This is a genomic window from Deinococcus depolymerans (assembly GCF_039522025.1).
Lineage (GTDB): Bacteria > Deinococcota > Deinococci > Deinococcales > Deinococcaceae > Deinococcus > Deinococcus depolymerans.
In genome coordinates this window covers 62,319-86,249 of record NZ_BAAADB010000015.1, presented here as the reverse complement: position 1 = coordinate 86,249, position 23,931 = coordinate 62,319, and the positions used below count along the sequence as shown (strand labels likewise).

The window sequence follows — 23,931 nt, the reverse complement described above, 5'->3', positions numbered from 1 at the left end:
TTTCGCCCCTACTGACTTCAAGGAGGTCACCCATGCCCTGGACCCGAGACGAGATGGCCGCCCGCGCGGCCCGTGAACTGCAGGACGGCTACTACGTGAACCTGGGAATCGGCCTGCCCACCCTGGTCGCCAACCACATTCCCGACGGCGTCAGCGTCATGCTGCAGAGTGAGAACGGCCTGCTGGGCATCGGCCCGTTCCCCACCGAGGCCGAGGTGGACCCGGACCTGATCAACGCCGGGAAGCAGACGGTCACGGCCCTGCCGGGTGCGAGTTTCTTCTCCAGCGCGGACAGTTTCGCCATGATCCGGGGCGGACACGTGAACCTCGCGATTCTGGGGGCCATGCAGGTCAGCGAGCGGGGCGACCTGGCGAACTGGATGATTCCGGGCAAGATGGTCAAGGGCATGGGCGGCGCGATGGACCTCGTGGCGGGCGTGCAGCGCGTGGTGGTCCTGATGGAGCACGTGGCGAAGGGCGACGCGCACAAGATCCTGCGCGAGTGCGACCTGCCGCTGACCGGGCAGGGCGTCGTGAACCGCATCATCACGGACCTGGGCGTGCTGGACGTCACCCCGGACGGCCTGAAGCTGGTGGAACTCGCGCCCGGCGTCACGCTGGACGAGTTGCAGGCGAAGACCGGCGCGGCTGTCCACGCCTGAACCGCTCCTCCCCCTCGGCGCCCCCCGTGTCCCGGTGGATGCGGGGGGCGTGTCATGAATCCCACCACACCCTAACGACCGTTTGTTAGACTGTGGGCAACAATGACCCAGCCAGACACCAGCGCCCCCCCGGCGCCCCCCGCCCGTAGCGCGTGGCAGGATGCCCTGGAACGCCTCGCCACCGACCGCCTGACCGTCCACGCCGGTGGCGGTGCCAGGGCCCAGCAGCGCCAGCACGACAAGAACCGTCTCACCGCCCGCGAACGCATCCGCCAGCTCATCGACGACGGCACTCCCTTCGACGAACTGATGACCTTCGCCGGCTGGGAGATGTACCAGGATGTCGGCGGCTGCCCGTCCGGCGGGACCGTCACCGGCATCGGCCAGATTCAGGGCCGCCCGTGGATGATCATTGCCAACGACGCGACCGTGAAGGCCGGCGCGTTCTTCCCGATCACCGCCAAGAAGGTCATCCGCGCGCAGACCATCGCGCTGGAGAACCACCTGCCGGTCGTCTACCTCGTGGACTCGGCGGGCGTGTACCTGCCCATGCAGGACGAGATCTTCCCCGACCAGGACGACTTCGGCCGCGTGTTCTACCTGAACGCCCGCATGAGTGCGCGCGGCATCCCGCAGATCGCCGCGATCATGGGCAACTGCGTCGCGGGCGGCGCGTACCTGCCCGTCATGTGCGACACCCTGATCATGACCGAGGGCAGTGGCCTGTACCTCGCCGGACCCGCGCTGGTCAAAGCTGCCATCGGACAGGTCGTGGACAGCGAGGAGCTCGGCGGGGCGGGCATGCACGCCTCCATCGCCGGAACCGTGGACTACAAGGAACCCGACGACGCCGCCGCCCTGAAACGCATCCGCGCGCTGGCCGACCTGTACGCCCAGGGCGAAGGCGCCCCCTTCGCCCAGCGCCGCCGCGAGACGCTGCCCGCCCCCGAACGCGACCTCACCGACCTCGTCGGCTTCGACGGCAGCAAGACGTACGACGTGCGCGACCTCATCACCGCCCTGGTCGATGGCGGCGAATTCCACGAGTTCAAAGCCGAGTACGGCGAGACCCTCGTGTGCGGCTTCGCCCGCGCCGGTGGCTACCCGGTCGCGTTCGTCGCCAACCAGCGCACGGTCATCAAGAAGAAACTCAAGAGCGGCGGCGAACCCGGCCTGCGCACCCGCATCGAGGTCGGCGGCGTCATCTACGGCGACAGTGCCGACAAGGCCGCCCGCTTCATCATGGACGCCAACCAGGCCGGCGTGCCCCTGGTGTTCCTGAGCGACGTGACCGGCTTCATGGTCGGCCGCGACAGCGAACAGGAAGGCATCATCCGGCGCGGCGCGAAACTCGTGAACGCCGTGAGCAACACCGTCGTCCCCAAGATCACCATCATCACCGGCGGGTCCTTCGGCGCGGGGAACTACGCCATGAACGGCAAGGCCTACGCCCCCCGCTTCCTGTTCGCGTGGCCCAGCGCCAAGTACGCCGTCATGAGCGGCAACGCCGCCGCCAAGACCCTGCTGGACATCCAGCTCGCCGCCCTCAAGCGCAGCGGCCACCAGCCCGACGACGAGGAACTCCAGCGCCTCTACGACGAGGTCAAGAGCAAATACGACACCGAACTCGACCCCCGCTACGCCGCCGCCCGCCTCTGGGTCGACGAGATCATCCCCCCCAACGACACCCGCGACCGCCTGATCCGCGCCCTCGAAGCCTGCGCCCAGAACCCCCACCAGGACGAATTCCGCGTCGGCGTGTTCCAGGTGTAGGGGGCGGATGGCTGAAGGCAGATGGCCTATGGCCTACAACGCCCCAGCCCCGCCTTCGCCATCCGCTATCTGCCATCCGCCATCTGCCCCCCGAAGGAGCCCACCATGACCAGCACCCTGAACCGTCCCGACGCCCTGAACCCGAACACGCAGCCCATGAACGACGAGCAGCGCACGATCATCAGCGCGCTGAAGAGCTTCCTGAAGAACAAGGTGGAACCCGGCGCGGCCGAGCGTGACCAGACGAGCGAGTTCCCGATGCAGATCGTGCGGGAACTGGGCGAGATGGGCATCATGGGCGCGCAGACGCCCGAGGAGTACGGCGGCACCGGGCTGGACACCGCGACGTTCGCGCAGATCATCGAGGAGATCGCCGCCGTGGACGGCAGCCTGTGCCTGACCGTCGCCAGTCACAACAGCCTGTGCCAGGGGCACATCCTGATCGGCGGGACCGAGGCGCAGAAACAGAAGTTCCTGCCGGCCCTGGCGAGCGCCGAGAAGCTGGGCGCGTGGGGCCTCACCGAGCCCGGCAGCGGCAGTGACAGCGGCGGCATGCAGAGCAACGCCAGGGAGCAGGCGGACGGCAGCTGGATCCTGAACGGCAGCAAGAACTTCATCACGCAGGGCAGCGTCGGCGGCACGTACGTCATCCTGGCCCGCACCGACGCCCCCCGCCCCGGCAAGGGCAAGAACGACGGCATCAGCGCGTTCGTGTTCAACCGCGACGAGGTGCAGGGCTTCTCAATTGGCCGCAAGGAAGACAAGTTGGGCCTGCGCTCCAGCGACACCGCGCAGCTGATCTTCGAGGACATCCACCTCCCCGCTGACGCCCTCCTGGGCGAACGTGGCAACGCCTTCAAGGACGTCATGAAGGTGCTTGACGGGGGCCGAGTCGGCATCGCCGCCATGGGCCTCGGCCTGGGCCGCGCCGCGTTCGAGTACGCCGCCCGCTACGTCAACCAGCGCGAACAGTTCGGCAAACCCATCGGGCACAACCAGAACCTCGCGTTCCGCCTCGCCGACATGGACACCAAACTCGAGGCCGCGCGCCTGCTGATCCGCAAGGCCGCCGACCTCAAGGACGCGGGCATGAACTTCACCGTCCCGGTCGCCCGCGCCAAACTCTTCGCCACCACCGTCGGCGTCGAGGCGTGCGACGAGGCCATCCAGATGCTCGGCGGGTACGGCTACATCAAGGAATACCCCGTGGAACGCATGTGGCGCGACAACCGCCTCACCCGCATCGGCGAGGGCACCGACGAGGTGCAGCGCCTCGTCATCAGCCGCGACGTGCTGAAACGCTTCGCGGACTGAGGCGAAGGGGCCGGGGGCCGGGGGTCAGTCCTCCGGCTCCTCCAGTTTCTCCAGGAACCCGTCGTACAGGAACGCGATCTGGTCCGAGAAGCCGTACCCGAACCCGTCGGCGTTCTTCACGAGGCGTTCCAGCCGCTTGAAGGGAATGTCTTTCAGGTCGAGGGTCGCGGCGCGTTTCAGGGCCGACTCGAAGACGCCCTCCATGCTGCTGTAGTTGTTCTCGGGCCAGTCGCCGTACGCGTGCAGGCACAGCACGCCGGCCTCGACGTAACGCAGTTCCGCGTCCAGGGCCTCGGCGGGCGCGGCGACCTTCAGGTACGCGGTCAGGGCCTTCTTCGCCCCGCCGACCTTCATGCTGGGCAGGCGGCCGGAGGTGCGGAACGCCTTTTCCAGCTCGGTTTCCAGCCGGTCCAGCAGACCACTGTGGTCGCCCTCCAGCAGCGCGGCCAGCTGGCGTTTGTTGTCGGCGCTGGCGCGGTACAGCGTGACGATCAGCTCGCGGAGTTCCGGGGCGTCCATGTCGCCCAGCGTCTGGCGGAGTTGCGTGAGGGTCAGGGCCATGCCGTCAGCGTACCGGCTGGCGGGTGCGACAATCAGCCATGAAAACAGGACGGTTTCTGACGGTCGGTGCGGCGCTGGCGCTGGGTGCGTGGGTCCTCTCGACCAGACGCGCCGCCTCGTACGCCCAGCTGCACCCGGAGTTGCGCTCTCCGTTCGTGCGCTTCCGCTCGCCGCCGTTCACGCCGGGCGTCGTGGCGGTCATGGGGGCATTGCAGGCCCGCGCGAAGGCTCCCGCGCTGCCGGACGGGGTGACGGTGGAGGAGCGGCGCATTCCCGGTCCGCCCGGTGCGCCGGACGTGACGGTGTTCGTGTACCGGCCCCCGAACCTCCCGGCGAACGCGGCGGCGATCCTGAACATTCACGGGGGCGGGTACGTGACCGGCTCGGCGGCGGCGTACCACCCGCAGAGTGCCGCGTACGCGCGGGAACTCGGCGTGCTGGTCGTTGGCGTCGAGTACCGCCTCGCGCCGGGCACGCCGTTCCCCGGCCCGCTGGAGGACTGCTACGCGGCCCTGACGTGGATGGCCCGTGACGCGGACGTGCTGGGCCTCGACCCGGCCCGCATCGCCCTGGTGGGCGACAGCGCCGGGGGCGGGCTGGCCGCCGCGCTCGCGCAGCTCGCGCACGACCGGGGCGAGGTCACGCCCGCCTTCCAGCTGCTGTACTACCCGATGCTGGACGACCGCACCGCCCTGAACGCCGATCACGCCGGGCGAGGCGAGTTCATCTGGCGGCCCGCCTCGAACGTGCTGGGCTGGACGTCGTACCTGGGCCGCCCACCGCGCATGGACGATGCCCCCGAGTACGCCGCGCCCGCCCGCCGCGCCGACCTGACGGGCCTGCCGCCCGCGTGGATCGGCGTGGGCACCCTCGACCTCTTCCACGGGGAGGACCGCGAGTACGCCCGTAGACTCCGGGCCGCCGGGGTGCCCTGCGAGTTCGTGGAGGTGCCCGGCGCGTACCACGCCTTCGAACGCTTCGCACCGGACTCGGCGGTGGCGCGTGGCTTCACGGCCTCCGCCCTGGACGCCCTGCGGCGCGGGCTGGGACTGACGTGACCGTGGCGAAATACGTCCTGACCTTCGAGGACGACTTCAGCGGCCCCGAACTGCACCCCGGGCGCTGGCTGCCGCACTACCTGCCGCAGTGGGCCAGCCGCGAGGCGTCCGCTGCCCGCTACGCCCTGCCGGGCACGGGCCTGCACCTCCAGATCACCGGAGACCAGCAGCCCTGGAACCCCACCTTCGACGGGGCGCTGCGCGTGTCCAGCCTCCAGACCGGGTGCTCCGCCGGGCCGGTGGGCAGCCCGGTGGGCCAGCACCGCTTCCACCCGGGCCTGCGGGTCACCGAGGCGCAACCCGAGACGTGGCTGTACACCCCGCAGTACGGCCGGTTCGAGGTTGCCCTGCGCGCCGACCTGCCCCCCGGGTACCTGGGCGCGTTCTGGATGATCGGCGTCGAGCGGGAACCGGGGCAGTCCGGCGAGATCTGCATCTGCGAGGTGTTCGGCCACGAACGCGACCCCGACGCCTTCCGCGTGCACTTCGGCGTGAAACCCATCCACGATCCGGCCCTCACCCTGGACATGCGTTCGGCCCGGATTTCCGGCAGTCCCGCCGACCTGCACGTGTACAGCGCCGAGTGGACCCCGCACGACGTCACGTTCCGCGTGGATGGGCAGGTCGTGGGCCGCGTACCCCAGTCGCCCGCGTACCCGATGCAGTTCATGCTGAACATCTACGAACTCCCGCACCTGCTGCCCGGCGGCCAGCGGCGCGGCCCCTGGCCGAAGACGCTGGAGGTCGCGTGGGTGCGCGGCTGGCAGCGCGACACGGGAGAATTCAGAGGGGCCCTGGGGTGTCCTCAACGCCTCTGAATCGAGCGGAGGGGGGGAGCGGTTGGAAGTGGAATTGAGGGGTATCTGTTCAGCGCCAGGGTGGAACTGAACACCGCGGTCACAGCGGAAGAGCCACCCGTGGGCGGATCGTGACTTCCTCGCGGTGGCGTTCGATGACCAGCCCCACGTCGCTCAGCGTGACGGTGTCCAGCATGGGCTGGTAGTACTGAATGCGGCGGGCGACGGCCGGCAGGTGGTATGTCCAGTACAGGCCCATCAGCGGGTTGATCCACAGTTCGCTGCCGTGCGTGCGGCTGGTGGCGTGGTGGTCGCCGTACTGCCCGTCGATGGCGCTGACGATGCTGCTGTTCACGATGCTGGTGTAGCGGGGCATCATCTGGAACACGGCCTCGCAGGCGTCCTTGTACTTCTGCACGGGGGGCATGTCGGGGGTGAGACTGAACGCGCCCAGGTACGCGCCACCCCGGGCGAGTTCGGCAGTGGCTTCCAGGTAGTCGGCGTGTGACACGCCATGAAAGTGGTCCACACCGAAGCCCAGGCAGGCGAGCAGCTTCTTCGGGCCGCGCAGTTCGTTCACGGCGACGAGGCTGGTGGCGTCCTCGTGCGGGGTGCCCAGCCCGGACTCGTCCCCGCGCATGAGTGAATCGGTGCCGCCATCCACGAGGATGACCGTGTCGATGTTCAGGTGTTTCACGAGGGCCTCGTAGGCGCTCTTCAGGGGCTGCACGCCCACCTTCCGCAGGGCGTAAACGGTGCCCGGTTCACCCTGCGTGACCAGCCAGCGACTCAGCCAGTATTCCGGGAAGTACTCGCCGGGCTGTACGAACAGGTCCGGCGTGACGGGCACGACCGCGTGCGGCAGCGGGCCGTTCGGGCCGAGACCCAGGCTGGTGAACGAGTAGTTCGCCAGGAACACCTCCTTCCCCTCGGCCTTCAGGGCGAAGTACAGCGGCAGGCCGCAGTACACGTCGAACCCGCCGCCCATGCCCGCGATCAGCACGCGGCGCGAGTCCTGAAGTTCCCGGAAGATGGGTGGCTGGAGGGCGTTCATCTGCACCCATTCTCGCAGGCAGTGGTCCTGCATGTCTGCCGAACGGTGCAGACTGCTGCCAGACACTTGTCAGAGTCTGTCAGACGGATTCCGTTTGTTTCGTTAACAGATTGGAACACCACCAATCTGTCAACTCCACGTCCGGAACCCGTTTTGCTCCCTCTTGCATCCGCTCGGATTGAACGGCTTTGTAAGCCATTCAATCGGAGTCCGTATCAGACGTGGGTCGCCTGCGCTGTTCCGCCTGGGTCGGGACGTTTGTCTGGATTGCGTGCTGCACGGCGCGGCGGGTGTGAGTCCGGGGTGTGAACCCTTCGTAAGCTTCGTGCCATCTCTGTCAGGCCCGGGTCATTACACTGGGAGGCATGAAGGGCCTGCGTGAATTTGTTGACTGGCTCCGCGAGGTGCTGAAAGGCAGCCCGCAACCGCAGCCGGTGCCGATCCCCGTGCGCGTGCGTGACCGCCGCTAGGGGCCTCCTGTTTCCCGCTCCCTGCTCACGGACACTTGACCGCTCACCCGTTTCCGGGTGGGCGTTTTTCATGTGTTGGTGGGGTGGGGCAGGCAGGGCGCTGTGCGCGGCGGCTCATACGGACTCCGATTGAATGGGCTGCAAAGGCCATTCAATCCGAGCGGACTCGTAGAGCTGCGCTGCAGAGCGAGCAGGAGAGAAACGCCCCTCCGGACGTGGAGTTGACAGATTGATGGTGTTCCGATCTGTCAACGAAATAAACGGAATCCGTATCAGGCGCTATTCTGCCGGGCGTGGCTGACGGCGATCATGGCATGAGTGAACTGCGCGCACTGGTGACGACGCGGCCCCCGGCGGAAGTGGAAGGGATCGAGCGGGCGTTCGTGTTCGCGCGGGACGCGCACGCCGGCGTGAACCGCAAGAGCGGCGAGCCGTACATCACGCACCCGGTGGCGGTCGCGGTGATCCTGGCGCGGCTGGGCATGGATACCGACAGCATCATGGCGGGGTTGCTGCACGACACGGTCGAGGACGTGGAGTACGTGACCTTCGAACTGATCGAGCGGGAGTTCGGGCCGGACGTGCGCCGCATCGTGGAGGGCGAGACGAAGGTCAGCAAGCTCTCCAAGCAGGGGTCGCAGGCGGCGGAGGTCAGTGACGCCGGGCGGGACGTGCAGGCCGAGAACCTGCGGCAGATGCTGATCGCCATGACCGGCGATATCCGCATCATCGTGGTGAAACTCGCCGACCGGCTGCACAACATGCGCACGCTGGGCAGCATGAAGCCCGAAAAGCAGCAGCGGATCGCGCGGGAGACCATGGACATCTTCGCGCCGCTCGCGCACCGGCTGGGGATCGGGCAGATCAAGTGGGAGCTGGAGGACCTGAGTTTCCGCTACCTGCAGCCCGACGAGTACGAGTACCTGCAGTCGCGCCTGCGGACCCGGCAGGACGAGCGGGACGCGCTGATCACCCGCGCCGTCCGGGAACTGCGCGAGGCGCTCGAGGACGACCTGGAGTTGCCCGAGTGGGTGGCGGACATCGACATCGCGGGACGCAGCAAGCACCTGTGGAGCATCCACAACAAGATGCAGCGGGAAGGGAAGGCCCTGGAGCAGATTTTCGACCTGCTGGCCATCCGGGTGATGCTGACCCCGCGGGACCTGATCGTGCCGCCCGGCACGGACGACGTGCGCCGCGAGCGGGCCGAGGCGACCCGCGAGAAACGCATCTGCTACCACACGGTCAGCATCGTGCATTCCATGTGGACGCCGCTGCCGGGGCGCTTCAAGGATTACATCGCGGTGCCCAAACCGAACGGGTACCAGTCGCTGCACACGACCGTGATCAGCCAGAGCGGGCAGCCGATCGAAGTGCAGATCCGTTCGCGGCGCATGCATGAGGTCGCGGAGTTCGGCGTGGCCGCCCACTGGATGTACAAGCAGGGTAACCAGCTGGCGCAGAAGGACCGCGAGAACTGGATCTCGCAGCTGCGCGAGCTGCAGAACGAGATCAACGACGCCTCGGACTACATGGACGCCGTGAAGACCGACATCCTGTCGCAGCGGGTGCGGGTGTTCACGCCCAAGGGACTGGCGATCAGCCTGCCGTCCGGCAGCACCCCGGTGGATTTCGCGTACCACATTCACACCCGCATCGGCGAGACGACCGTGGGGGCGCGCGTGAACGGCAGCATCGTGCCGCTCTCGTACCGGCTGGGGAACGGCGACATGGTCGAGATCGTGACCAGCAAGAACGGCCACCCCAGCAAGGACTGGCTGAACTTCACCGTGACCCGCTCGGCCCGCGCGAAGATCCGGCATCACTTCCGGCAGCAGGAGCGGGACGAGGCCCTGCAACACGGGCACGACCTGCTGGAACGCTACCTCCGCAAGCGGCAGCTGGCGGTGCGGCAACTCATGCGCACCAAGCTGCTGGAGGACGCCACCAGCAAACTGCTCGGCACCCGCAACCCGGATGACCTGTACCACGCGCTGCACGCCGGGAAACTCACGCCCAGCGCGGTCGGGCGGGTGCTGTCGCCCCGGCTGGCGCAGGAACAGGCGAGCGCCCCGGCACGCCGCGCGCCCGTCCCGAAAGCGCCGGAACCGGGCGGCGTGTACGTGGAGGGCTTCACCACGAACACCAAACTCAGCCAGTGCTGCAACCCCATCCGGGGCGATCAGGTCATGGGGTACCTGACGCGCGGCCGCGGCGTCAGCGTGCACCGCATCGACTGCCCGAACATGATCCGCCTGCTCAAGGACGAACCGGAACGCTGCGTGGCGGCCAGCTGGGACGCCGGGACGCCCGGCACGACCCTGGTGGACCTCGACGTGATCGGCCCGGACCGCGCGGGCCTGCTGGCCGACGTGCTGGGCATCCTGGCGCGCGAGAAGCGCAGCCCGACCAAGGTTGAGGCCGTGGTGGGCATGGAGGAGGTCGCCGTGATCCACCTGCGCCTGCCTGTGCTGGGCAACAGCGACCTGGAAGCCATCCGCCGCGCCATTCTGACGGTGGACGGCGTCGACGACGTGGTGCGCGTCGGCGGCCGCAAACGCAACGGCGCGGGCAGCTAGCCGCGCGGGCGGCGTTCCGTCCGGGCCGCCCGCGGTACACTGACGCGGATGCCATTCAACGTACCGAGGGCCGCCCCGCCGGAGGGCCCGTGCCGCTGACGCTGCTGCCGGACCTGGGCGACCTGCTTCGCCTGCAACCGCAGTTGAACGCCGGGACGATCGTCGAGGCGCTGCGGGCCCTGGGCGCGCCGGGCCTGCTGTGGGCCAGCAGTCCCGATCCGGACCACCCGCTGCGGGACGCGCTGCCGGCCGCTCGCCTGACCGTCACGGACCTGCCGGGCGACGACTGGACCTGGGCGGACGCCGAGTACGAGCAACTGACGGGTTTCCTGGGGCAGTTCCCGGCCGGCCGCGAGCGCCTGCGGGCAGCCGGCCGGGCCGAGGCGGTCCTCGCGGAACTCGTGACGGCCCCGTTGACGCTGCCCGGCGTGCTGGACCCGGCGTTCCTGGCGCAGGTGCAGGAGCAGACGCTGGCTGTCCGCGCGGCCCTGGACGAGGGGCCCGGCACCCGCTGGCGGGAACGCCGCCTGACCGAACTCGCCGCGCGGCTCAACGCGCACGACGGCGTGGCGCTGGTGCCGCTCGACGACCTGCCGGACCTGCTGTCGCGGCTGCCCGGCGCGGCCCTGCCGGACCTGCGGGCCTTCGGGCCGGGCGAGACGAGTCGCCTGCGCGCCCTGGCAGACCGCGCGTGGCAGCTGAACGAGACCGACGATCTGGGAGGCCTGCTCGCCGCGCTGCACCGCGAGACGGGCGACCCGGTCACGCCCCGCGCGGAACTGGACGCCGCCGCCGCCGGCATTCACCTCGCGGTGGGGGACCTGCCGGAGGCGCGGACACTGCTGGAACGCGCGGCGCACGCCCTGACCGACGATCTGCCGCGCAGCCTGCCCGGACTGGTCCTGGCGCGGCTGGGGCAGGTCCGGGACGCACTGGGAGACCGTGAACTCGCGCAGCGCACCTACCGCGCCGTGCTGGCCCTGAACCACGCGCCGCAGGTGGCGCGTGACGCCGCGACCGCCGGCCTGAGCGAGGCCTTCCGGCTCGAACTGACCTGATCCCCCTGGACCCATACCGACCGCCGTGTGTTTCGTTCACACCCCGCCAACGCACCGGGTTGCAACCTCCACCCACGCCCGGAGGGGCGGTTCTCACCTGTTCGCCCTGCGGCGCAGCGCTCCGAAAAGCCGTTCAATCCGAGCGGATGCGACTCGTAGAGCTGCGCCGCAGAGGAGGAGCTGGGCGGGTTCCGGACGTGGAGTTGACAGATCGGTGGTGTTCCGATCTGTCAGCGAAACAGACGAAATCCGTATCAGGCCGGAGTCCGTGTCAGAGCCCTTCTCCGCATGACGGCACCGGAACAGCAGCCGTCCGGTGCCTCCCTTCTCTGCTCAGCAGCTGGTTCAGTCCGTCCTGCCCGTCCATCTTCACCCGCTCTCCTGCGGAGCGTTCCAAGGCCGCCCGGCCAGACAGGCTGCCTCTTCATGGCCACTGCTCTAGAGCACCCGTTCCAGCCAGCGGGCGCGTACGTCCAGCCGTTCGGCGTGCAGCGCGTGCGGCTCGCCGGTCAGGGTCAGGCCGAGCGGTTCGGCCAGGGTGTTCACGCGCACCTGCGCCTCCGCCCGCCGCAGCGGCCACGCGGCGTGCTCGATCTGCCCGCGGTACACCCGGCCCGCCGGGTCGGCCGAGAACAGGGTCAGGCGGTTGGTCAGCCATCCCTCCAGCGAGTCGCCGGGCACAGTCAGCAGCTCTCCGGCCGGACGGTACGCTCCGGCGAACCGTCCGCCGCCCGGCGTGCCCGGCGCGAGCAGTTCGCTGGCGTAGCGGGTCACGTCGCCCTGGCGGTCCACCCACATGCGGCTGTGCCGGTACGGCAGGTGGAACAGGGTCCGGGCCAGCGCGGCCGCCAGGGGCTGCGTGACGTCCAGGCTGTAGAACCACACGCCGCGTTCGCCGTTCACGGTCACGTAGGTCCGCAGGTTCAGTTCCGGGAAGGCGCTCAGGCCCGGTACGTCCGGCAGGTGCAGCGGCGCGACGCCCGCCATCCGGAACGGCACCACCCCCAGGTAGGCCTGACCGGCGCGGGTGTCCAGCTGCACTCCGCGCGGCAGCGTGCGTTGCAGCGCCTGCGCCGGGACGGCCCAGTGCAGGAAGCACAGGTCGAGCCACTGCATCCGCAGCACGGTCGGTCGGGCGCGGGTCACGGGTGACCGGCGGGACGAGCGGCAGTCAGGGTGGTCATGCCACCCAGCAGAGCATGTCCGGGGGCGCCGGGTGTCCCGGCTCGCCAGTGGGTCATGCGGACTCCGATTGAATGGCTTACAGAGCCGTTCAATCCGAGCGAAGCGACTCGGAGAGCTGCTCCGCAGAGGAGGAGCTGGGCGGGTTCCGGACGTGGAGTTGACAGATCGGTGGTGTTCCAATCTGTGAACGAAACAGACGGAGTCCGTATCAGGTGCAGTTCGTGGGCCGGTGAGGGCAACGGGCGGCCGGACACCCACCGCCTCGGGGTGTGGCGTCGGCCAGTTCGCACCTGCCGGGCAGAGCGCGTCACGGCGCCGGACTCGCACATGTGAATTCGGGCAACCCTGCCCCAACGTCCGGTAAACCCTCCCTTGGTGCGGCTGTCATGTGGACGGGCCGGGCAGCCCGTAGGCTCTGATCGTTGCACCTCCCACCGGCCGGGCTGTTCATCCACCCGTCCTTCCCGTTCCGGCCGGCGGACTTTTTCCCCCCATGACCGGCACGCCCGTGCCGTTCACGCAGACCTTTCAGGAGGCACCACCATGACCATGAACAACGAGACCGTTCTTGACAAACTCCAGTACCTGCTCGGCACCCTGCGCGACGGCGAGAAAGGTTTCGCCGACGCCGCCGAACACGCGACCGACCCGCAGCTCAAGACGCTGTTCACGGAACGCAGCGCCCAGCGCAGCAAGCTCGCGGGCGAGGTGGAAGCCCACATTGCCCGCCTGGGTGACAAGCCCCGCGAGGGCGGCAGCGTCGGCGCGGCCCTGCACCGCACGTGGCTGAACGTCCGTGACGCCCTGACCGGCCGTGATGACTACCAGGTGGTCGCCGAGGCCGAACGGGGGGAGGACGTCGCGGTCGAAAACTACCAGGACGTGCTCAAGGAAACGGACCTTCCGGCCGATATCCGCGCCTTCGTGGAGGGTCAGTTCGCTAAGGTGAAGGCCAGTCACGACCAGATCCGCGACATGAAACACGGCATGCAGGCCAGCTGAGCCGGTAGCCGTCTGCGGGCCTGCACGGGCCTGTAGAGAGCGGGGAGGGAGGCCGTGGACCGCGGCTTCCCTCCCCGCTTGCCCGGCGCCGTTCAGTCGCCAGCAATGACTTTGGACTGTCTGGACCGCGCGTCGTGGCGGCTGACATGTCATACGGATTCCGTTGGTTTCGCTGACAACCCGGAACCCCACCTGCTTGCCGGCTCCACGTCCGGAACCCGCCCGGCTCCTCCTCTGCGGAGCAGCTCTCCGAGTCGCATCCGCTCGGATTGAATGGCCTGTGCAGTCCATTCAATCGGAGTCCGTACCATACGGGCTCCGCTGGAACGGTTGACCAGAACCATTCCAGCGGAGCCCGTATCTTTCCATCCGAGTGCGTGTGGGTGCGCCGGCATTCAGGGGGGCGGCGTCCTCACCTGCGGGGTCAGTTGCGCTTGCGGCGGCGCAGGCGTTCCATGGCGGAATCGAGGCTCAGGCGCATGCGTTCGAGCGCCTGGGCGAGGTCACCGATCTCGTCGTTGCGTTCCGCCTTCACCGGGCGCGAGAGGTCACCCATGCTGATGGCGTCGGCCACGCGAACGAGGTCCTCGATGGGACGCACGACCAGCCGCGCGGCGCGCAGCGCGAGGTAGGTGGCGATTCCCAGCGCCAGCAGCGACACCAGCAGCACCAGCGCCAGCGTGCGCCGCAGCGCGCTTTCCTGGGCGCTGTTCTCGACGCCCACCGCGACGGTGTACAGCACGTCGGCGTCCTCGGCGGCGCGGCCGATGTTCACGCTCCGGCGTGCGCCGTCCTGCACCACCGTGACCTGCTGCACGATGAAGTTCACCTTCGTGACCTGCTGGTTGGCGGGGTCGGCGGCCTGCTGCTGCAGGCGGCTCACGTCGTTCTTGGTGCCGCCCATCTCCTGCATTTCCTTGGCCTGCGCGGCGAACACGTCCGCGGGGCGCAGGCTGGCCTTGAACGCGGAGCGGCCGCCGCTCTCCAGGATGAAGTCGCTGACCCGGGCGTTCAGGATGTTGTTCACGGCTGGCGTCTGACTCGCGAAGTAACGCGATCCGTCGCGCAGTTCGACCTGCACGAAGCCCACGCTGGAGTTGTTCACGAGCGCGTCAAGCTGAGGGGGAATGCTCTGGTACCCGCGGGTCGGGTCGATGTTGCTGGCGACCGCCACCGCGATGGCCTGCGCGTTGCGCTGAATCAGCGACTGCTGCAGGCTCGGGAGGGTCAGGGCCAGCACGCCGAGCGTCAGGGCGCTGCTGAGGCCCAGCGGAACGAGGGCCCCGACCGCCATGCGCCGGCCCAGGCTGCTGCGCCGCTGGGCCCCCACCTCGGCGAGATCCGCGACCGGCGTCACGACCACGGAATCCATCGGGCGCAGCTGCACGTCCGGCGTGGCTTCCGGGGCGGGCGTGGCAGGCATGCTGAGTGCGCCCGTGAAATCGCTCCAGACGTCCGCCGGGGCGGAGGCCGGCGCGCTCACCGCGACGGGTTCCATCACGGCCGTGGTGCCGGCGCCCGGTCCGAAGGGGCTGCCCAGGTCCGCGCCGCCCGGTGCGGGGGCCGCGGGCACGGGGTCCAGGCCCGGGGCGGTGGCGAAGGGATCGACCGGCGCGGCCGGGCTGGGCGGCGTGAACGCCAGGCCGGGCGTGAATTCACCCATGTCGAGCACGCTGGCGGGAGGGGATTGCCAGGCGTTCTGCCAGTCGGCGGTGTCGGCGGGGGTCAGCGGGAACACGCCGGCTGCCTCGGCGTGCGGAACAGTGGCGGCGCTGTCGTCGGCGAACTTCACCTCCGGCCAGATGGCCGAGGCGCGCAGGTCCGCGAGGTCCTGCGACGCGGTCGGTTGCGGGTTGGTGGGGGCCAGCAGCGTCTCGTCGGGCGTCTGGGGGAAGCTGGACGCGCCGGGCGTGCGGCCGCCGGGGGCGACGCCCTGGAAGGGTTCGCTGATGAGGCTGGTCTCCTCGCGGACCTCTTCGAGTGAGACGTTCGCGCCGACGGCCTGGAACATGCTGAGCAGCAGTTCGGCGCGGGGGCGGCCGGTGGGTTTCATCAGCCGTCCCGAACGGCGCGCGCTGAGGCGCTGGGCCTGCTCGCCGTTCAGGCCGAAGCGTTCCATCAGCTGGTTTTCCAGAACCTGACGCATGCTGTCCGCGACGGGTTGCCGGATCACGACGGTGTACTTCATGGTTGTTCCTTGGGCGTGTTCATCGGGTGGGACCTCCGGCGCGGCAGGGTGAAACGGGCGTGGCGGTGACCGCCGGGCTGACTGGGATGAGGAGGGGGGTCACGTGATCCCCCGGTCGCGGAGGTTGCGCGCGAACTGTTGCACGCGTTCGGGCGTGAGCTGCCGCGCGAGTCCGGACAGCAGGGCGCTGAGGGTCGCCTGTGCTCCCAGGTCGTCGAGGACCTCGTCGACCATCACCTCGGCCATCGGACCGATGATCGGCATCAGGCACTGGGTGACCATCGTGGCGGTCTGGTCCGTGACCTGCTGCTCACGCTGGGCGGCGCGGTTGATCCACTGCGCGGCGGCATTCAGGCGTTCGTTCACGTCCGGAACGGTCAGGCCCGCGAGCCGCGCGACTTCCGTGATGTCCCGCACGCCGTCCACCTGGTGCAGCACCCGCCAGATGGTGTAGGGGAGCGGGGTGCTGTCGCTCAGCCCGTCGGGCCACTGCGGGGCGCTCACCGGGACTCCAGGCCGGCGGCCATCCATTCGGGCCGGTCACGCAGGTCCGTGACCGGCAGGTCGATCAGCCGCTGGCCCAGCCGGGCCAGGGTGGCTTCCAGGCCAGCCAGCAGCGCGGGACGGAACTCGCTGACCGGGACCTCGTCGTCCACGCTGAGCACCCCGCCGCTCAGGTGGACGTCCTGCGCGAAGGGGTCCAGGCAGGGGTGCTGCTCGGCCAGACGGATGGTCACCTGCCGCCAGCCGGCGTCGAGGTTCACGGTCCGGTGGATGCGGCCGAGCAGTTCCTGCCAGAAGGCCAGCAGCGCCTCGCGGTTCGCCTCGGTGTTCTGCGAGTACACCTCGCAGGTCGCGCCGGCCAGTGGCAGCGTGCCGCCCAGCACCCGCCCGGACGACCAGAAAGAGCAGTGCGGTCCCGAGACCAGCAGCCCGTGGAAGCGTTCGCGTTCCAGTGCGGGGCGGTGGTCGGGCCAGGCGCCGGGCAGCGCGCGGCCCTGCGCGTCGCGCGTGGACCACAGCAGGTCGCTGAGGGTGGGGGAGAGCTCGGTCAGGCTGATGCTGGCGCGCGGCAGACCCTGCGCGGCCGTCGCCCAGCTGAGGGTCTGCCCGGCGCGGGTGAAGCCGCCCAGCAGTGCGCCGCGCGTCCAGACGAAGCGTGCCCAGCGGGCGCCCTGCCAGGCGTCGAAGACGCCGCTGAACTCCTGGGATTGCCGGACGGCCAGGTCGGCGGTCACTTCCGTCCAGGGATAGTGGTCGGTGCTGATGCCCGTGTACACGGCCGCGTCGGCGGGCACGGGGACCGGGCGGTTCAGCGTCTGTGAGGGAAGGGGAGTAGGCTCAGGCATGAGAATTCCGGTAAGGCGGGATGAGGACTGTCTCGGTTCGGGATGAGGGTCACCGTATGGATACCTCATCATGACATCCCTTGTGGTCTTACGTGCCGCTTACATGTGTCGAAAAAGTCACGTTCAGGTCGCACTCGCCGTGCGCGGGGCCGTCCTTCCGGCCCACAGCAGGCAGCCCGCCGCACACCGCCGGTGAAGGCGGCGGGCGGCGGGCCTGCGTGGAGGGGCCCAGACGGATGGGGTCTGTGGCGTTGACAACCCGGTGGGTTGGCGGGTTGTCAACGCCACGCCCGTCGGTCTGTCCCGCTCCTACTCGCTTTGCCCGGATTGCATGGTTCTGGTCATTCAATCCGGGTCCGCATCAGCCGAGTTCGGTCAGCAGCGCCTGCACGCGGGCCTTCAGGTCACCGCGTTCCTGCGGGGCGCCCAGCTGGTGCAGGCCGCCGTGGTAGGCGTCGGGATCACCGAACAGGCGCGAGAGCAGCTCGAATTCCCGCTGGCTGCGCAGGCTGGCGTCGTCACGGAACATGTTCACGTACTGGTCCTGGAAGGCCCACTCGCTGAGCTGTCCGTCCAGGAAGGCGCGCATCAGGCGGCGGTACGGCTCGGCGTTGTCGTCGGTGGCCACGCTGCCCTGGCCCGCGCGGACCGGGACGTGCTGCGCGAACACCGGCGCGAGCGCCTCGGGCGTGATGTCCCAGTTGTTCACCTCGAAGCGCGGCTGACCGTCCTGGAACAGGATCAGCTGGGGGCTGTGATGCATGATGCCGGTGAGCTGCGCGACGTGGTTGCTGGCCGGACGCCAGTCCACCACCCGGATGAAGCCCACGGGCAGCTCGTGGCGCTGCAGGAACGTTTCGAGCACGCCGAAGCCCTGCATGGTCTTGTGGCAGGTGCCGGCCTTGAACACGGCGGCCAGCGGGTACTCCGTCAGGAACTGATCGACTTCCTCGGGGGTGGTCAGGGGGACAAGCACCTGCGGTTCGTTCTGCGCGGTCTGGGTCATGCCCACAGCATAGCGCCCGCTTTACAAAGCGAAGTGATACCGCTCGCGATTCCCGGGCCGCACGCACCGGTCAGTCCAGGGACCACACGTGCGCTTTGAGGTGCGTCGCGCCCGGGTAATCCTCACCGGCCCCCAGGTGCGCCGTGATGCGCCCCGACCGGCCCGCCTCCTCCAGTCCCGCCCAGGCCAGCCGCTCGAAGGTGCCGGGGGTCACGCCCGCGTGGTTCAGCAGGGCGAGTACCCGCCCGCCCGGCGCGGTCACGCCCGCCGCCAGCGTCATCAGCCGCCCGTAATCCCGCTCGGAACGCCACGTGCCGGCGTTGCTCCGCGCGAAACTGGGCGGGTCCAGGATCACCAGATCGAACTGCGCGCCGCGCCGCGCGAGCCGCGTGAACCACCCGAACACGTCCCCGAACAGGAAGTCGGTGTCGGGCGCCGGCAGGCCGCTCAGGGCGTAGTTCGCCTGCCCCCAGGCCAGCACCTTGCGGGACAGGTCCACGTTCTTCACGACCGCCGCGCCCCCCAGCGCGGCGTTCAGGCCGAACCCGCAGGTGTACGCGAAGGTGTTCAGCACCCGCCCCTCGCCGTGCGCGGCGTGTTCGCGGACCCAGGCCCGCGCCGGGCGGGCGTCCGTGAACAGGCCCACGCTCAGGTCCGCGCCGGGCCGGATCAGGAACGGCACGCCGTTCTCCAGCGCCGTGACCTCGGCGCGCGCCTCACCCCACACGGGTTCCGGGGGGGACAGGTACTCGCGCTCGACGTTCGCGGCGTGCCGGGCCTCGACGGGGCGGCGCTTGAGGTACACGGCCGCCAGTCCCCCGGCGCGGGCGCAGGCGCCGGCCAGCGCGGCCTCCTCGTGCGGCGCGAGCGGCGCGTACAGGCTCAGGATGCCGGCGTCCCCGGCCACGTCCAGCGTGAACAGGCCGTCCGTCTCGGTCTGGTGCGCGGCGCGGTACACGGTGGTTCCCATGGACGGCAGGTACGCCCGCGCTGCGAACAGGCCCGGCAGGGCACGCAGCGTCCCGGCCAGCCGCGCGTCCCCGGCGGGGGTCAAGGGCGCCCGCCCAGAATCCACCAGGTGGCGGCCGTGGCGACCGCCGTGATCACCCAGAAGCGCATGGTGACGTGCGTTTCCGGCCAGCCGACGTCCGCGTGCTCGAAGTGATGCTGGATGGGCGACATCTTGAACACCCGCTTGCCGCGCGTCTTGAACGACACGACCTGAATCACGACGCTCAGGACCGCCACGACCGGAATGATCGCCGCCAGTGGCAGCAGCCACACGTCGGCGTACAGCACGTACGCGCCGGCCGCCACGGCGCCGATCGCGTGACTGCCCATGTCGCCCATGAACACCCGTGCCGGGTGTGCGTTGAACCACAGGAACCCCAGCAACGCCGCCGAGAGCAGCGCACTGACCGGCGACAGCGCCAGCAGCGGCAGCAGCACGATGATCGCCACGCCGCCCAGCAGGCCGTCCAGGCCGTCCGTGAAGTTGAAGGCGTTCACGCTGCCGACCATCACCAGCGTCAGCAGGATCACGTCGGCGACCGGCCCCAGGCTGGGCAGCAGTTCATGCGAGGCCAGCGGCGCGGCGAAGTACGCGAACGCCAGCGACACCACGAACTGCAACGGGAACTTCTCACGGGCCAGCAGTTCCGTGCGTCCCCGCCCGGTCATGCGCGAGCGGATCTTGAGCAGGTCGTCGATGCCGCCGATCACGCCCATCGCCAGCGCCGCGAGCATGATGATCAGTTCGCGCGGCCCGCCCGCGTGCCCGGTCAGGTACAGCGGGAAGAACACCAGTGCCATGGCCAGCACGAACGGCACGCCGCCCGCCGTGGGCGTGCCCTCCTTCACCAGGTGCGTCTGCGGGCCGTCCACGCGCACCTTCTGGCCCCAGCCACGTGCCCGGCTGACCCGCACGAACAGGCCCACCAGGAACCACGAAAGAATCGCCGTGACGACCATCATGGCCGCACCACCCGGACTGGACGCAGAACATTCATCTCAACCGTGGAGCCTACCACGCACCCGGCACGCTCCCGCCCACCCCAGCCGCACGCGTCCGCGGCGAGCATACGGATTCCGTTTGTTTCGCTGACAATCCGGAACTTCACCGGATTGTCAGCTCCACGTCCGGAACCCGTGTTGTTCCCACTCGCATCCGCTCGGATTGAACGGGTTTTGCAACCCATTCAATCGGAGTCCGTATCAGTTGGCGAGGTAGCGGATGAAGTCGCGCATGTCGGTCGCGCAGCCGGACGCGGCCAGCGCGGCGCTGCTGCCGGTCACGGTCCGCAGGACGCCGCTGTCACTCAGGAACAGCTGACTGACGCGGTACTTCACTCCCGACTGCTGGTAGTCGTACGCGGCCAGCACGCCCCAGCTGCCGGCGCGGTCCACCGGCTGCGTGACCACGTTGCTGACGGTCCGTCCCAGCGACGACTGGAGTTTCAGCGCGAAGCTGCGCGCCTCGTCCGGGGAGGTAAAGGTGGGGAAGGCCTGACCGTGGCGTTCCTCGCGCAGCACGCACTCCCCGCGGGCGTCGGCCCAGTAGTTGGCGTCTCCGTTCTGGGGGGTCCAGCCGGTCATGGGAACGATCAGCGCCGGGGCGCGGCCGAGGGAGAGGGTCAGGACGCTCAGGATCAGGAGCGTGGCAGGGGAGAGGCGGGCGCGAGGCATCGTGCCTCCGAGCCTAGCAAACGCATTGTGGCAATCTTGACCCGCTTCTCATGTGCTGTCCCGGTCGCCCGGTCACCCGCCGGTCATCCCGGCCGGGCAGCACGCACGCCGCCACCGCCCCAGCGGACGTTTCCGCGCGCCCACGCTCCCGGCGGCCAGCCGGAACACCGCGACCATCCACCCGCCGGGGGCGTCCGCTCAGGCCGGGCGGTGCAGCCGCGCGAGCAACCCGGCCTTCACCGCCGGCCACTCGGCGGCCAGCACGCTGAACATCACCGAGTCCCGCGTGAATCCGTCCGGTCGGCGCTGGTAGGCGCGCAGCACGCCCTCCTGCACCGCGCCCAGCCGCGCCATGGCCCGCAGGCTGCGTTCGTTGCGGGCGTCCACCTTGAACTGCACCCGCCCGGCCCCCAGCACCTCGAAGGCCCGCGTCATCAGCAGCAGTTTGGATTCCGGATTCACGGCCGTTCCCTGCGCCCCCGGCAGCAGCATCGTGCCGATCTCGGCCCAGCCGTCGGCGGCGTTCACCTCACTGAAACTGATGCGGCCCACCGCCGCGCCGGGCCCCGCCGGGCCGTTCAGGCGCACCGCGAAGTTCACGCGGCGCGGCAGCGCGTTCAGGTGCGCCACGTACGCCGCCCAGGCCTGCGGGGTCGCGTCGGCCGGTCCGCCGCGCGCCAGGAACCGCAGCGTGTCGGGGGTCGCGCCGGCACTCAGGTCCGCGGCGTGCTCCTCGCGCAGCGCCTCGAGCGTCACGGTCCGCCCGGACAGGACCGGCGCGCGCAGCCACTCCGCCTCCGGGAGCGGCTCGGTGGGAAGGACCATGGGGACGGAACCGGCCGGGGGAACGTTCACGCGGTTCATCGTAACGGCCCGGCGCGTACCCTGACGTCGCGCAGGTGCTGACCACGGCCGCGGCGGGTCAGCCGCGGTGGTACGGTTCCCCGGCACTGATGGTGCTCGCCCGGTACAGCGCCTCGGCCAGCACCACCATCGCCAGGTCGTGCGGCAGGGTCAGCAGGCCCAGGCTCCACAGGGCGTGCGCCGAGGCCCGCAGGTCGTCCGTGTGGCCGTCCGGCCCGCCGATCGCGAAGGCCAGTTCCCCCACGCCACCGAGCGCCTGCGCGTCCAGGTAGGCGCTCAGGGCCTCGCTCGTGAACTGCTGCCCGCGCGGGTCGAGCAGCACCAGCGGCGACTTGCCGGCCGCGCGGCGCACCGCCTCGCTCTCCTGCGCCTGCGAGCGGCCGCTCACGCGGGTCACCTGCACCTTGTGGTAGCGCCGCAGCCGCTTCTCGTACTCGTCCCACCCGGCGCGGGCGTAGGCGAGTTTCGGTTCTCCGACGGTGATCAGGTGAAGACGCACGCCCGCCAGGGTACACCCGCGCCCCGCCGGAATCCGGAGGCCCGCACGGCGCGGCGCGCTCCGGCCCGCTAGACTGTCGATCATGATAGGCCCGACGATCCTGGCAGCCTCCCGGTGGCCGACCGGTCCGGCAGGGACCGCGTGAACTACGCGGCGACCCTGGCGGTCCTGGTCGTCCTGGCGTTCTGCTTTCCGCTGACCGTGCGTGTCGGCTCGGCCGTCGGCGTGCCCGAGGCGGTGTCCGTGTCGGTCATGGGCGCGGTCCTGACCTTCGGACTGGCGACCTTCCTGGTGCGCTGGCAGGTCAACCGGCACCGCGTTCACCTGGAGCGGCTGGCGGCCGCACGCGCGCAGGTGGCGGCCGACCCGCAGAATCCCCGTTCCTACTTCGTGGGAGGTGAGCACCTGGGCAGCCTGCTGCTGCGCCTGGACCGCCGCCGCGAGGCCGCCGAGGTCATCGACCGGTACGCCCGTCTGGGCGGAGCCCGCGAATCGGAAATCGTCGCGCTGCGTGAAGCGCTGTCCAGTGCCGAGCGCCGTCAGCGCCGCGCCCAGAGGAGGGAAGCATGAAAGCCTACAAGGGCGTCGTGGAAAACGGCGTGGTCGTCGTGATCGGGGGCCGCCTGCCGGAAGGCACGGTCGTGACCGTCACTGTCGGGGAGGGCGAACTGCTGCGCGCCCGCATCACCAACGTCCTCAAGCGGCCCCGCAAGGTCAAGGTGCGCCTGAAGCCGAACACCGGACTGGCCGCCACCCTGAGCGAGCAGGCCACCCGCGTGGGCGAACAGGCCAGCAGCGCCGCCGCCGGACTCGGGCAGGCCGCGCTCGGGTACGGGCGGGGACCGCGGGTCGCCAATGACTGATCCCCGGACCGGGCCGGCATCCCCGGACCAGACGGACACCGACCTTCCCGGCGAGGACGGCATGGCCGACCCGATCCCGCCGGACGCCGCACCCCTGGAACTCCCGGACGGCGCGCGCGTGTGGCTGGTCCCCACCCCGGTCGGCAACCTGGGGGACATCACCCTGCGCGCCCTGGAGGTACTGCGGGCCGCCGACGCGGTCGCCTGCGAGGACACCCGCCGCACCGGCGCGCTCCTGACGCACCTGGGCATCCGCAAACCGCTGGTGCGGCTGGACGCGCACACCATGCGCCGCGCCCCGCAGGTGCTCGAGAAGCACCCGCGCCTGGCGTACGTCAGTGACGCCGGCACGCCCGGCATCAGCGATCCCGGCGCGGAACTCGTGCAGGCGGCCGTCGCCGCCGACATTCCTGTCGAGGTGCTGCCCGGCGCGACCGCCTTCGTGCCGGCGCTGGTCCTGTCGGGCCTGCCCGGCGGGCGCTTCACCTTCGAGGGTTTCCTGCCGCGCAGTGGCCGGGACCGCAAGGAGCGGCTGTCGGCCATCGCCGCCCGCGCGGAGACCACCGTGCTGTACGAGAGCCCGCACCGCCTGCAGGCCACGTTGCTGGACCTCGCGCAGGCCTGCGGGGAGGGCCGGGCGGCCAGCGTGACGCGCGAACTCAGCAAACGTTTCGAGGAGACGGCGCGCGGCACCCTGCGCGAACTCGCCGCCCATTTCGGCGGCGGCGTGCGCGGCGAGATCGCCGTGGTCGTCGCGGGCCGCAGCGAGGCCGAGGCCGCCGCCGAGGCCGCGCAGGTCGATCACCTGGGGCAGGCGCAGGCCTGGGCCGCCCAGGGCCTGGGGGTGAGGGATATACGTGACCTTCTCGTTTCGCAGGGTTTGCGTAAGAATGACGCATATGCCCTGGCGTTACAGGCAACCGGCACCCAGGCCGGTCCGTCGTCACGCCGCCCATGAAACGAG

Annotated in this window: 22 protein-coding genes and 1 pseudogene; 11 read left to right on the top strand and 12 right to left on the bottom strand. The window is 69.9% G+C overall.

The annotated features are described in order from the left end of the window. Nucleotides 1-32: 32 nt before the first annotated feature. From ABDZ66_RS09880 to ABDZ66_RS09870, 3 genes are all read left to right on the top strand, one after another. Nucleotides 33-662 (top strand): CoA transferase subunit B, encoded by a 630-nt coding sequence (locus tag ABDZ66_RS09880; RefSeq protein WP_343758303.1) that lies wholly within the window; start codon nucleotides 33-35, stop codon nucleotides 660-662. A gap of 102 nt (nucleotides 663-764) precedes the next feature. Then, a complete protein-coding gene (locus tag ABDZ66_RS09875) occupies nucleotides 765-2,435 on the top strand; it encodes an acyl-CoA carboxylase subunit beta (RefSeq protein WP_343758301.1) in 1,671 nt (556 codons plus the stop codon). Between the two features lie 105 nt (nucleotides 2,436-2,540). Further along, the gene (locus ABDZ66_RS09870) at nucleotides 2,541-3,749 is read left to right on the top strand and encodes an acyl-CoA dehydrogenase family protein (RefSeq protein WP_343758299.1); all 1,209 of its coding nucleotides are present in this window, start codon (nucleotides 2,541-2,543) and stop codon (nucleotides 3,747-3,749) included. Between the two features lie 24 nt (nucleotides 3,750-3,773). On the opposite strand, the gene ABDZ66_RS09865 is transcribed toward ABDZ66_RS09870, so the two are convergent. Then, a complete protein-coding gene (locus ABDZ66_RS09865) occupies nucleotides 3,774-4,310 on the bottom strand; it encodes a hypothetical protein (protein ID WP_343758296.1) in 537 nt (178 codons plus the stop codon). A gap of 38 nt (nucleotides 4,311-4,348) precedes the next feature. Here ABDZ66_RS09865 and ABDZ66_RS09860 point away from each other — a divergent pair, with 38 nt between their 5' ends. Together ABDZ66_RS09860 and ABDZ66_RS09855 are read left to right on the top strand one after the other, a co-directional pair. Further along, entirely contained in the window at nucleotides 4,349-5,368 is a 1,020-nt protein-coding gene (locus ABDZ66_RS09860) for an alpha/beta hydrolase (RefSeq protein WP_343758294.1), read from the top strand. After that, the gene (locus ABDZ66_RS09855) at nucleotides 5,365-6,186 is read left to right on the top strand and encodes a glycoside hydrolase family 16 protein (protein ID WP_343758292.1); all 822 of its coding nucleotides are present in this window, start codon (nucleotides 5,365-5,367) and stop codon (nucleotides 6,184-6,186) included. The genes ABDZ66_RS09860 and ABDZ66_RS09855 overlap by 4 nt, the downstream gene beginning before the upstream one ends. Before the next feature lie 79 nt (nucleotides 6,187-6,265). Here the strand turns inward: ABDZ66_RS09855 and ABDZ66_RS09850 are convergent, their stop codons facing one another. Continuing rightward, on the bottom strand, nucleotides 6,266-7,285 hold the full coding sequence (locus ABDZ66_RS09850) for a DUF1152 domain-containing protein (protein WP_343758290.1): 1,020 nt from the start codon (nucleotides 7,283-7,285) through the stop codon (nucleotides 6,266-6,268). A 718-nt stretch (nucleotides 7,286-8,003) separates the two neighbouring features. On the opposite strand from ABDZ66_RS09850, the gene ABDZ66_RS09845 reads away from it, so the two are divergent. Further along, entirely contained in the window at nucleotides 8,004-10,268 is a 2,265-nt protein-coding gene (locus ABDZ66_RS09845; RefSeq protein WP_343758348.1) for a RelA/SpoT family protein, read from the top strand. An 89-nt stretch (nucleotides 10,269-10,357) separates the two neighbouring features. Beyond that, complete coding sequence (locus tag ABDZ66_RS09840) at nucleotides 10,358-11,326, top strand: hypothetical protein (protein ID WP_343758288.1); 969 nt, start codon at nucleotides 10,358-10,360, stop codon at nucleotides 11,324-11,326. A 438-nt stretch (nucleotides 11,327-11,764) separates the two neighbouring features. Here the strand turns inward: ABDZ66_RS09840 and ABDZ66_RS09835 are convergent, their stop codons facing one another. Beyond that, entirely contained in the window at nucleotides 11,765-12,472 is a 708-nt protein-coding gene (locus ABDZ66_RS09835) for a YqjF family protein (protein WP_343758286.1), read from the bottom strand. A gap of 582 nt (nucleotides 12,473-13,054) precedes the next feature. Here ABDZ66_RS09835 and ABDZ66_RS09830 point away from each other — a divergent pair. Then, nucleotides 13,055-13,513 (top strand): PA2169 family four-helix-bundle protein, encoded by a 459-nt coding sequence (locus tag ABDZ66_RS09830; protein ID WP_343758284.1) that lies wholly within the window; start codon nucleotides 13,055-13,057, stop codon nucleotides 13,511-13,513. Between the two features lie 424 nt (nucleotides 13,514-13,937). Here ABDZ66_RS09830 and ABDZ66_RS09825 read toward each other — a convergent pair whose 3' ends face one another. The 9 genes from ABDZ66_RS09825 to ABDZ66_RS09785 form a co-directional block, all read right to left on the bottom strand. Then, nucleotides 13,938-15,701 (bottom strand): HAMP domain-containing protein, encoded by a 1,764-nt coding sequence (locus ABDZ66_RS09825; RefSeq protein ID WP_343758282.1) that lies wholly within the window; start codon nucleotides 15,699-15,701, stop codon nucleotides 13,938-13,940. Nucleotides 15,702-15,800: 99 nt separating this feature from the next. Continuing rightward, nucleotides 15,801-16,205, bottom strand: a complete 405-nt coding sequence (locus ABDZ66_RS09820) for a DUF8082 domain-containing protein (RefSeq protein WP_343758280.1) — start codon at nucleotides 16,203-16,205, stop codon at nucleotides 15,801-15,803. Further along, the gene (locus ABDZ66_RS09815) at nucleotides 16,202-17,050 is read right to left on the bottom strand and encodes a hypothetical protein (RefSeq protein WP_343758278.1); all 849 of its coding nucleotides are present in this window, start codon (nucleotides 17,048-17,050) and stop codon (nucleotides 16,202-16,204) included. The genes ABDZ66_RS09820 and ABDZ66_RS09815 overlap by 4 nt, the downstream gene beginning before the upstream one ends. Before the next feature lie 361 nt (nucleotides 17,051-17,411). After that, nucleotides 17,412-18,056, bottom strand: a complete 645-nt coding sequence (gene abxC / locus ABDZ66_RS09810) for a monothiol bacilliredoxin AbxC (RefSeq protein ID WP_343758276.1) — start codon at nucleotides 18,054-18,056, stop codon at nucleotides 17,412-17,414. Between the two features lie 70 nt (nucleotides 18,057-18,126). Next, nucleotides 18,127-19,026: a class I SAM-dependent rRNA methyltransferase gene (locus tag ABDZ66_RS09805; RefSeq protein WP_343758346.1), complete on the bottom strand. Its 900-nt coding sequence runs from the start codon at nucleotides 19,024-19,026 to the stop codon at nucleotides 18,127-18,129. 80 nt (nucleotides 19,027-19,106) lie between these two features. Further along, nucleotides 19,107-20,030, bottom strand: a complete 924-nt coding sequence (locus tag ABDZ66_RS09800) for a phospho-N-acetylmuramoyl-pentapeptide-transferase (protein WP_343758274.1) — start codon at nucleotides 20,028-20,030, stop codon at nucleotides 19,107-19,109. A gap of 240 nt (nucleotides 20,031-20,270) precedes the next feature. Further along, the gene (locus tag ABDZ66_RS09795; RefSeq protein WP_343758272.1) at nucleotides 20,271-20,741 is read right to left on the bottom strand and encodes a hypothetical protein; all 471 of its coding nucleotides are present in this window, start codon (nucleotides 20,739-20,741) and stop codon (nucleotides 20,271-20,273) included. A 198-nt stretch (nucleotides 20,742-20,939) separates the two neighbouring features. Further along, nucleotides 20,940-21,596 (bottom strand): GNAT family N-acetyltransferase, encoded by a 657-nt coding sequence (locus tag ABDZ66_RS09790; protein WP_343758270.1) that lies wholly within the window; start codon nucleotides 21,594-21,596, stop codon nucleotides 20,940-20,942. A gap of 67 nt (nucleotides 21,597-21,663) precedes the next feature. After that, nucleotides 21,664-22,104 carry a 23S rRNA (pseudouridine(1915)-N(3))-methyltransferase RlmH gene (locus ABDZ66_RS09785; protein WP_343758268.1) on the bottom strand — a complete coding sequence of 147 codons (441 nt, stop codon included), beginning with the start codon at nucleotides 22,102-22,104 and terminating at the stop codon, nucleotides 21,664-21,666. A gap of 141 nt (nucleotides 22,105-22,245) precedes the next feature. Here ABDZ66_RS09785 and ABDZ66_RS09780 point away from each other — a divergent pair, with 141 nt between their 5' ends. The 3 genes and pseudogenes from ABDZ66_RS09780 (at nucleotide 22,246) to rsmI (ending at nucleotide 23,925) form a co-directional block, all read left to right on the top strand. After that, entirely contained in the window at nucleotides 22,246-22,674 is a 429-nt protein-coding gene (locus tag ABDZ66_RS09780; protein ID WP_343758266.1) for a hypothetical protein, read from the top strand. Next, a pseudogene (locus tag ABDZ66_RS17275) lies at nucleotides 22,671-22,853 on the top strand (hypothetical protein); the annotation flags it as partial. The gene ABDZ66_RS09780 and the pseudogene ABDZ66_RS17275, both read left to right, overlap by 4 nt. Nucleotides 22,854-23,028: 175 nt before the next feature. Then, nucleotides 23,029-23,925, top strand: coding sequence for a 16S rRNA (cytidine(1402)-2'-O)-methyltransferase (gene rsmI, locus ABDZ66_RS09770; RefSeq protein ID WP_343758344.1), 897 nt, complete (start codon nucleotides 23,029-23,031; stop codon nucleotides 23,923-23,925). Nucleotides 23,926-23,931 lie beyond the last annotated feature (6 nt).

What these genes read in the sequence shown, in the direction of transcription:
- ABDZ66_RS09880 (WP_343758303.1), top strand. Translation starts at nt 33, where the DNA reads ATGCCCTGGACCCGAGACGAGATGGCCGCCCGCGCGGCCCGTGAACTG.
- ABDZ66_RS09875 (WP_343758301.1), top strand. Translation starts at nt 765, where the DNA reads ATGACCCAGCCAGACACCAGCGCCCCCCCGGCGCCCCCCGCCCGTAGC.
- ABDZ66_RS09870 (WP_343758299.1), top strand. Translation starts at nt 2,541, where the DNA reads ATGACCAGCACCCTGAACCGTCCCGACGCCCTGAACCCGAACACGCAG.
- ABDZ66_RS09865 (WP_343758296.1), bottom strand. Translation starts at nt 4,310, where the DNA reads ATGGCCCTGACCCTCACGCAACTCCGCCAGACGCTGGGCGACATGGAC.
- ABDZ66_RS09860 (WP_343758294.1), top strand. Translation starts at nt 4,349, where the DNA reads ATGAAAACAGGACGGTTTCTGACGGTCGGTGCGGCGCTGGCGCTGGGT.
- ABDZ66_RS09845 (WP_343758348.1), top strand. Translation starts at nt 8,004, where the DNA reads ATGAGTGAACTGCGCGCACTGGTGACGACGCGGCCCCCGGCGGAAGTG.
- ABDZ66_RS09830 (WP_343758284.1), top strand. Translation starts at nt 13,055, where the DNA reads ATGACCATGAACAACGAGACCGTTCTTGACAAACTCCAGTACCTGCTC.
- ABDZ66_RS09825 (WP_343758282.1), bottom strand. Translation starts at nt 15,701, where the DNA reads ATGAAGTACACCGTCGTGATCCGGCAACCCGTCGCGGACAGCATGCGT.
- ABDZ66_RS09815 (WP_343758278.1), bottom strand. Translation starts at nt 17,050, where the DNA reads ATGCCTGAGCCTACTCCCCTTCCCTCACAGACGCTGAACCGCCCGGTC.
- abxC (WP_343758276.1), bottom strand. Translation starts at nt 18,056, where the DNA reads ATGACCCAGACCGCGCAGAACGAACCGCAGGTGCTTGTCCCCCTGACC.
- ABDZ66_RS09805 (WP_343758346.1), bottom strand. Translation starts at nt 19,026, where the DNA reads ATGGGAACCACCGTGTACCGCGCCGCGCACCAGACCGAGACGGACGGC.
- ABDZ66_RS09800 (WP_343758274.1), bottom strand. Translation starts at nt 20,030, where the DNA reads ATGATGGTCGTCACGGCGATTCTTTCGTGGTTCCTGGTGGGCCTGTTC.
- ABDZ66_RS09795 (WP_343758272.1), bottom strand. Translation starts at nt 20,741, where the DNA reads ATGCCTCGCGCCCGCCTCTCCCCTGCCACGCTCCTGATCCTGAGCGTC.
- rsmI (WP_343758344.1), top strand. Translation starts at nt 23,029, where the DNA reads ATGGCCGACCCGATCCCGCCGGACGCCGCACCCCTGGAACTCCCGGAC.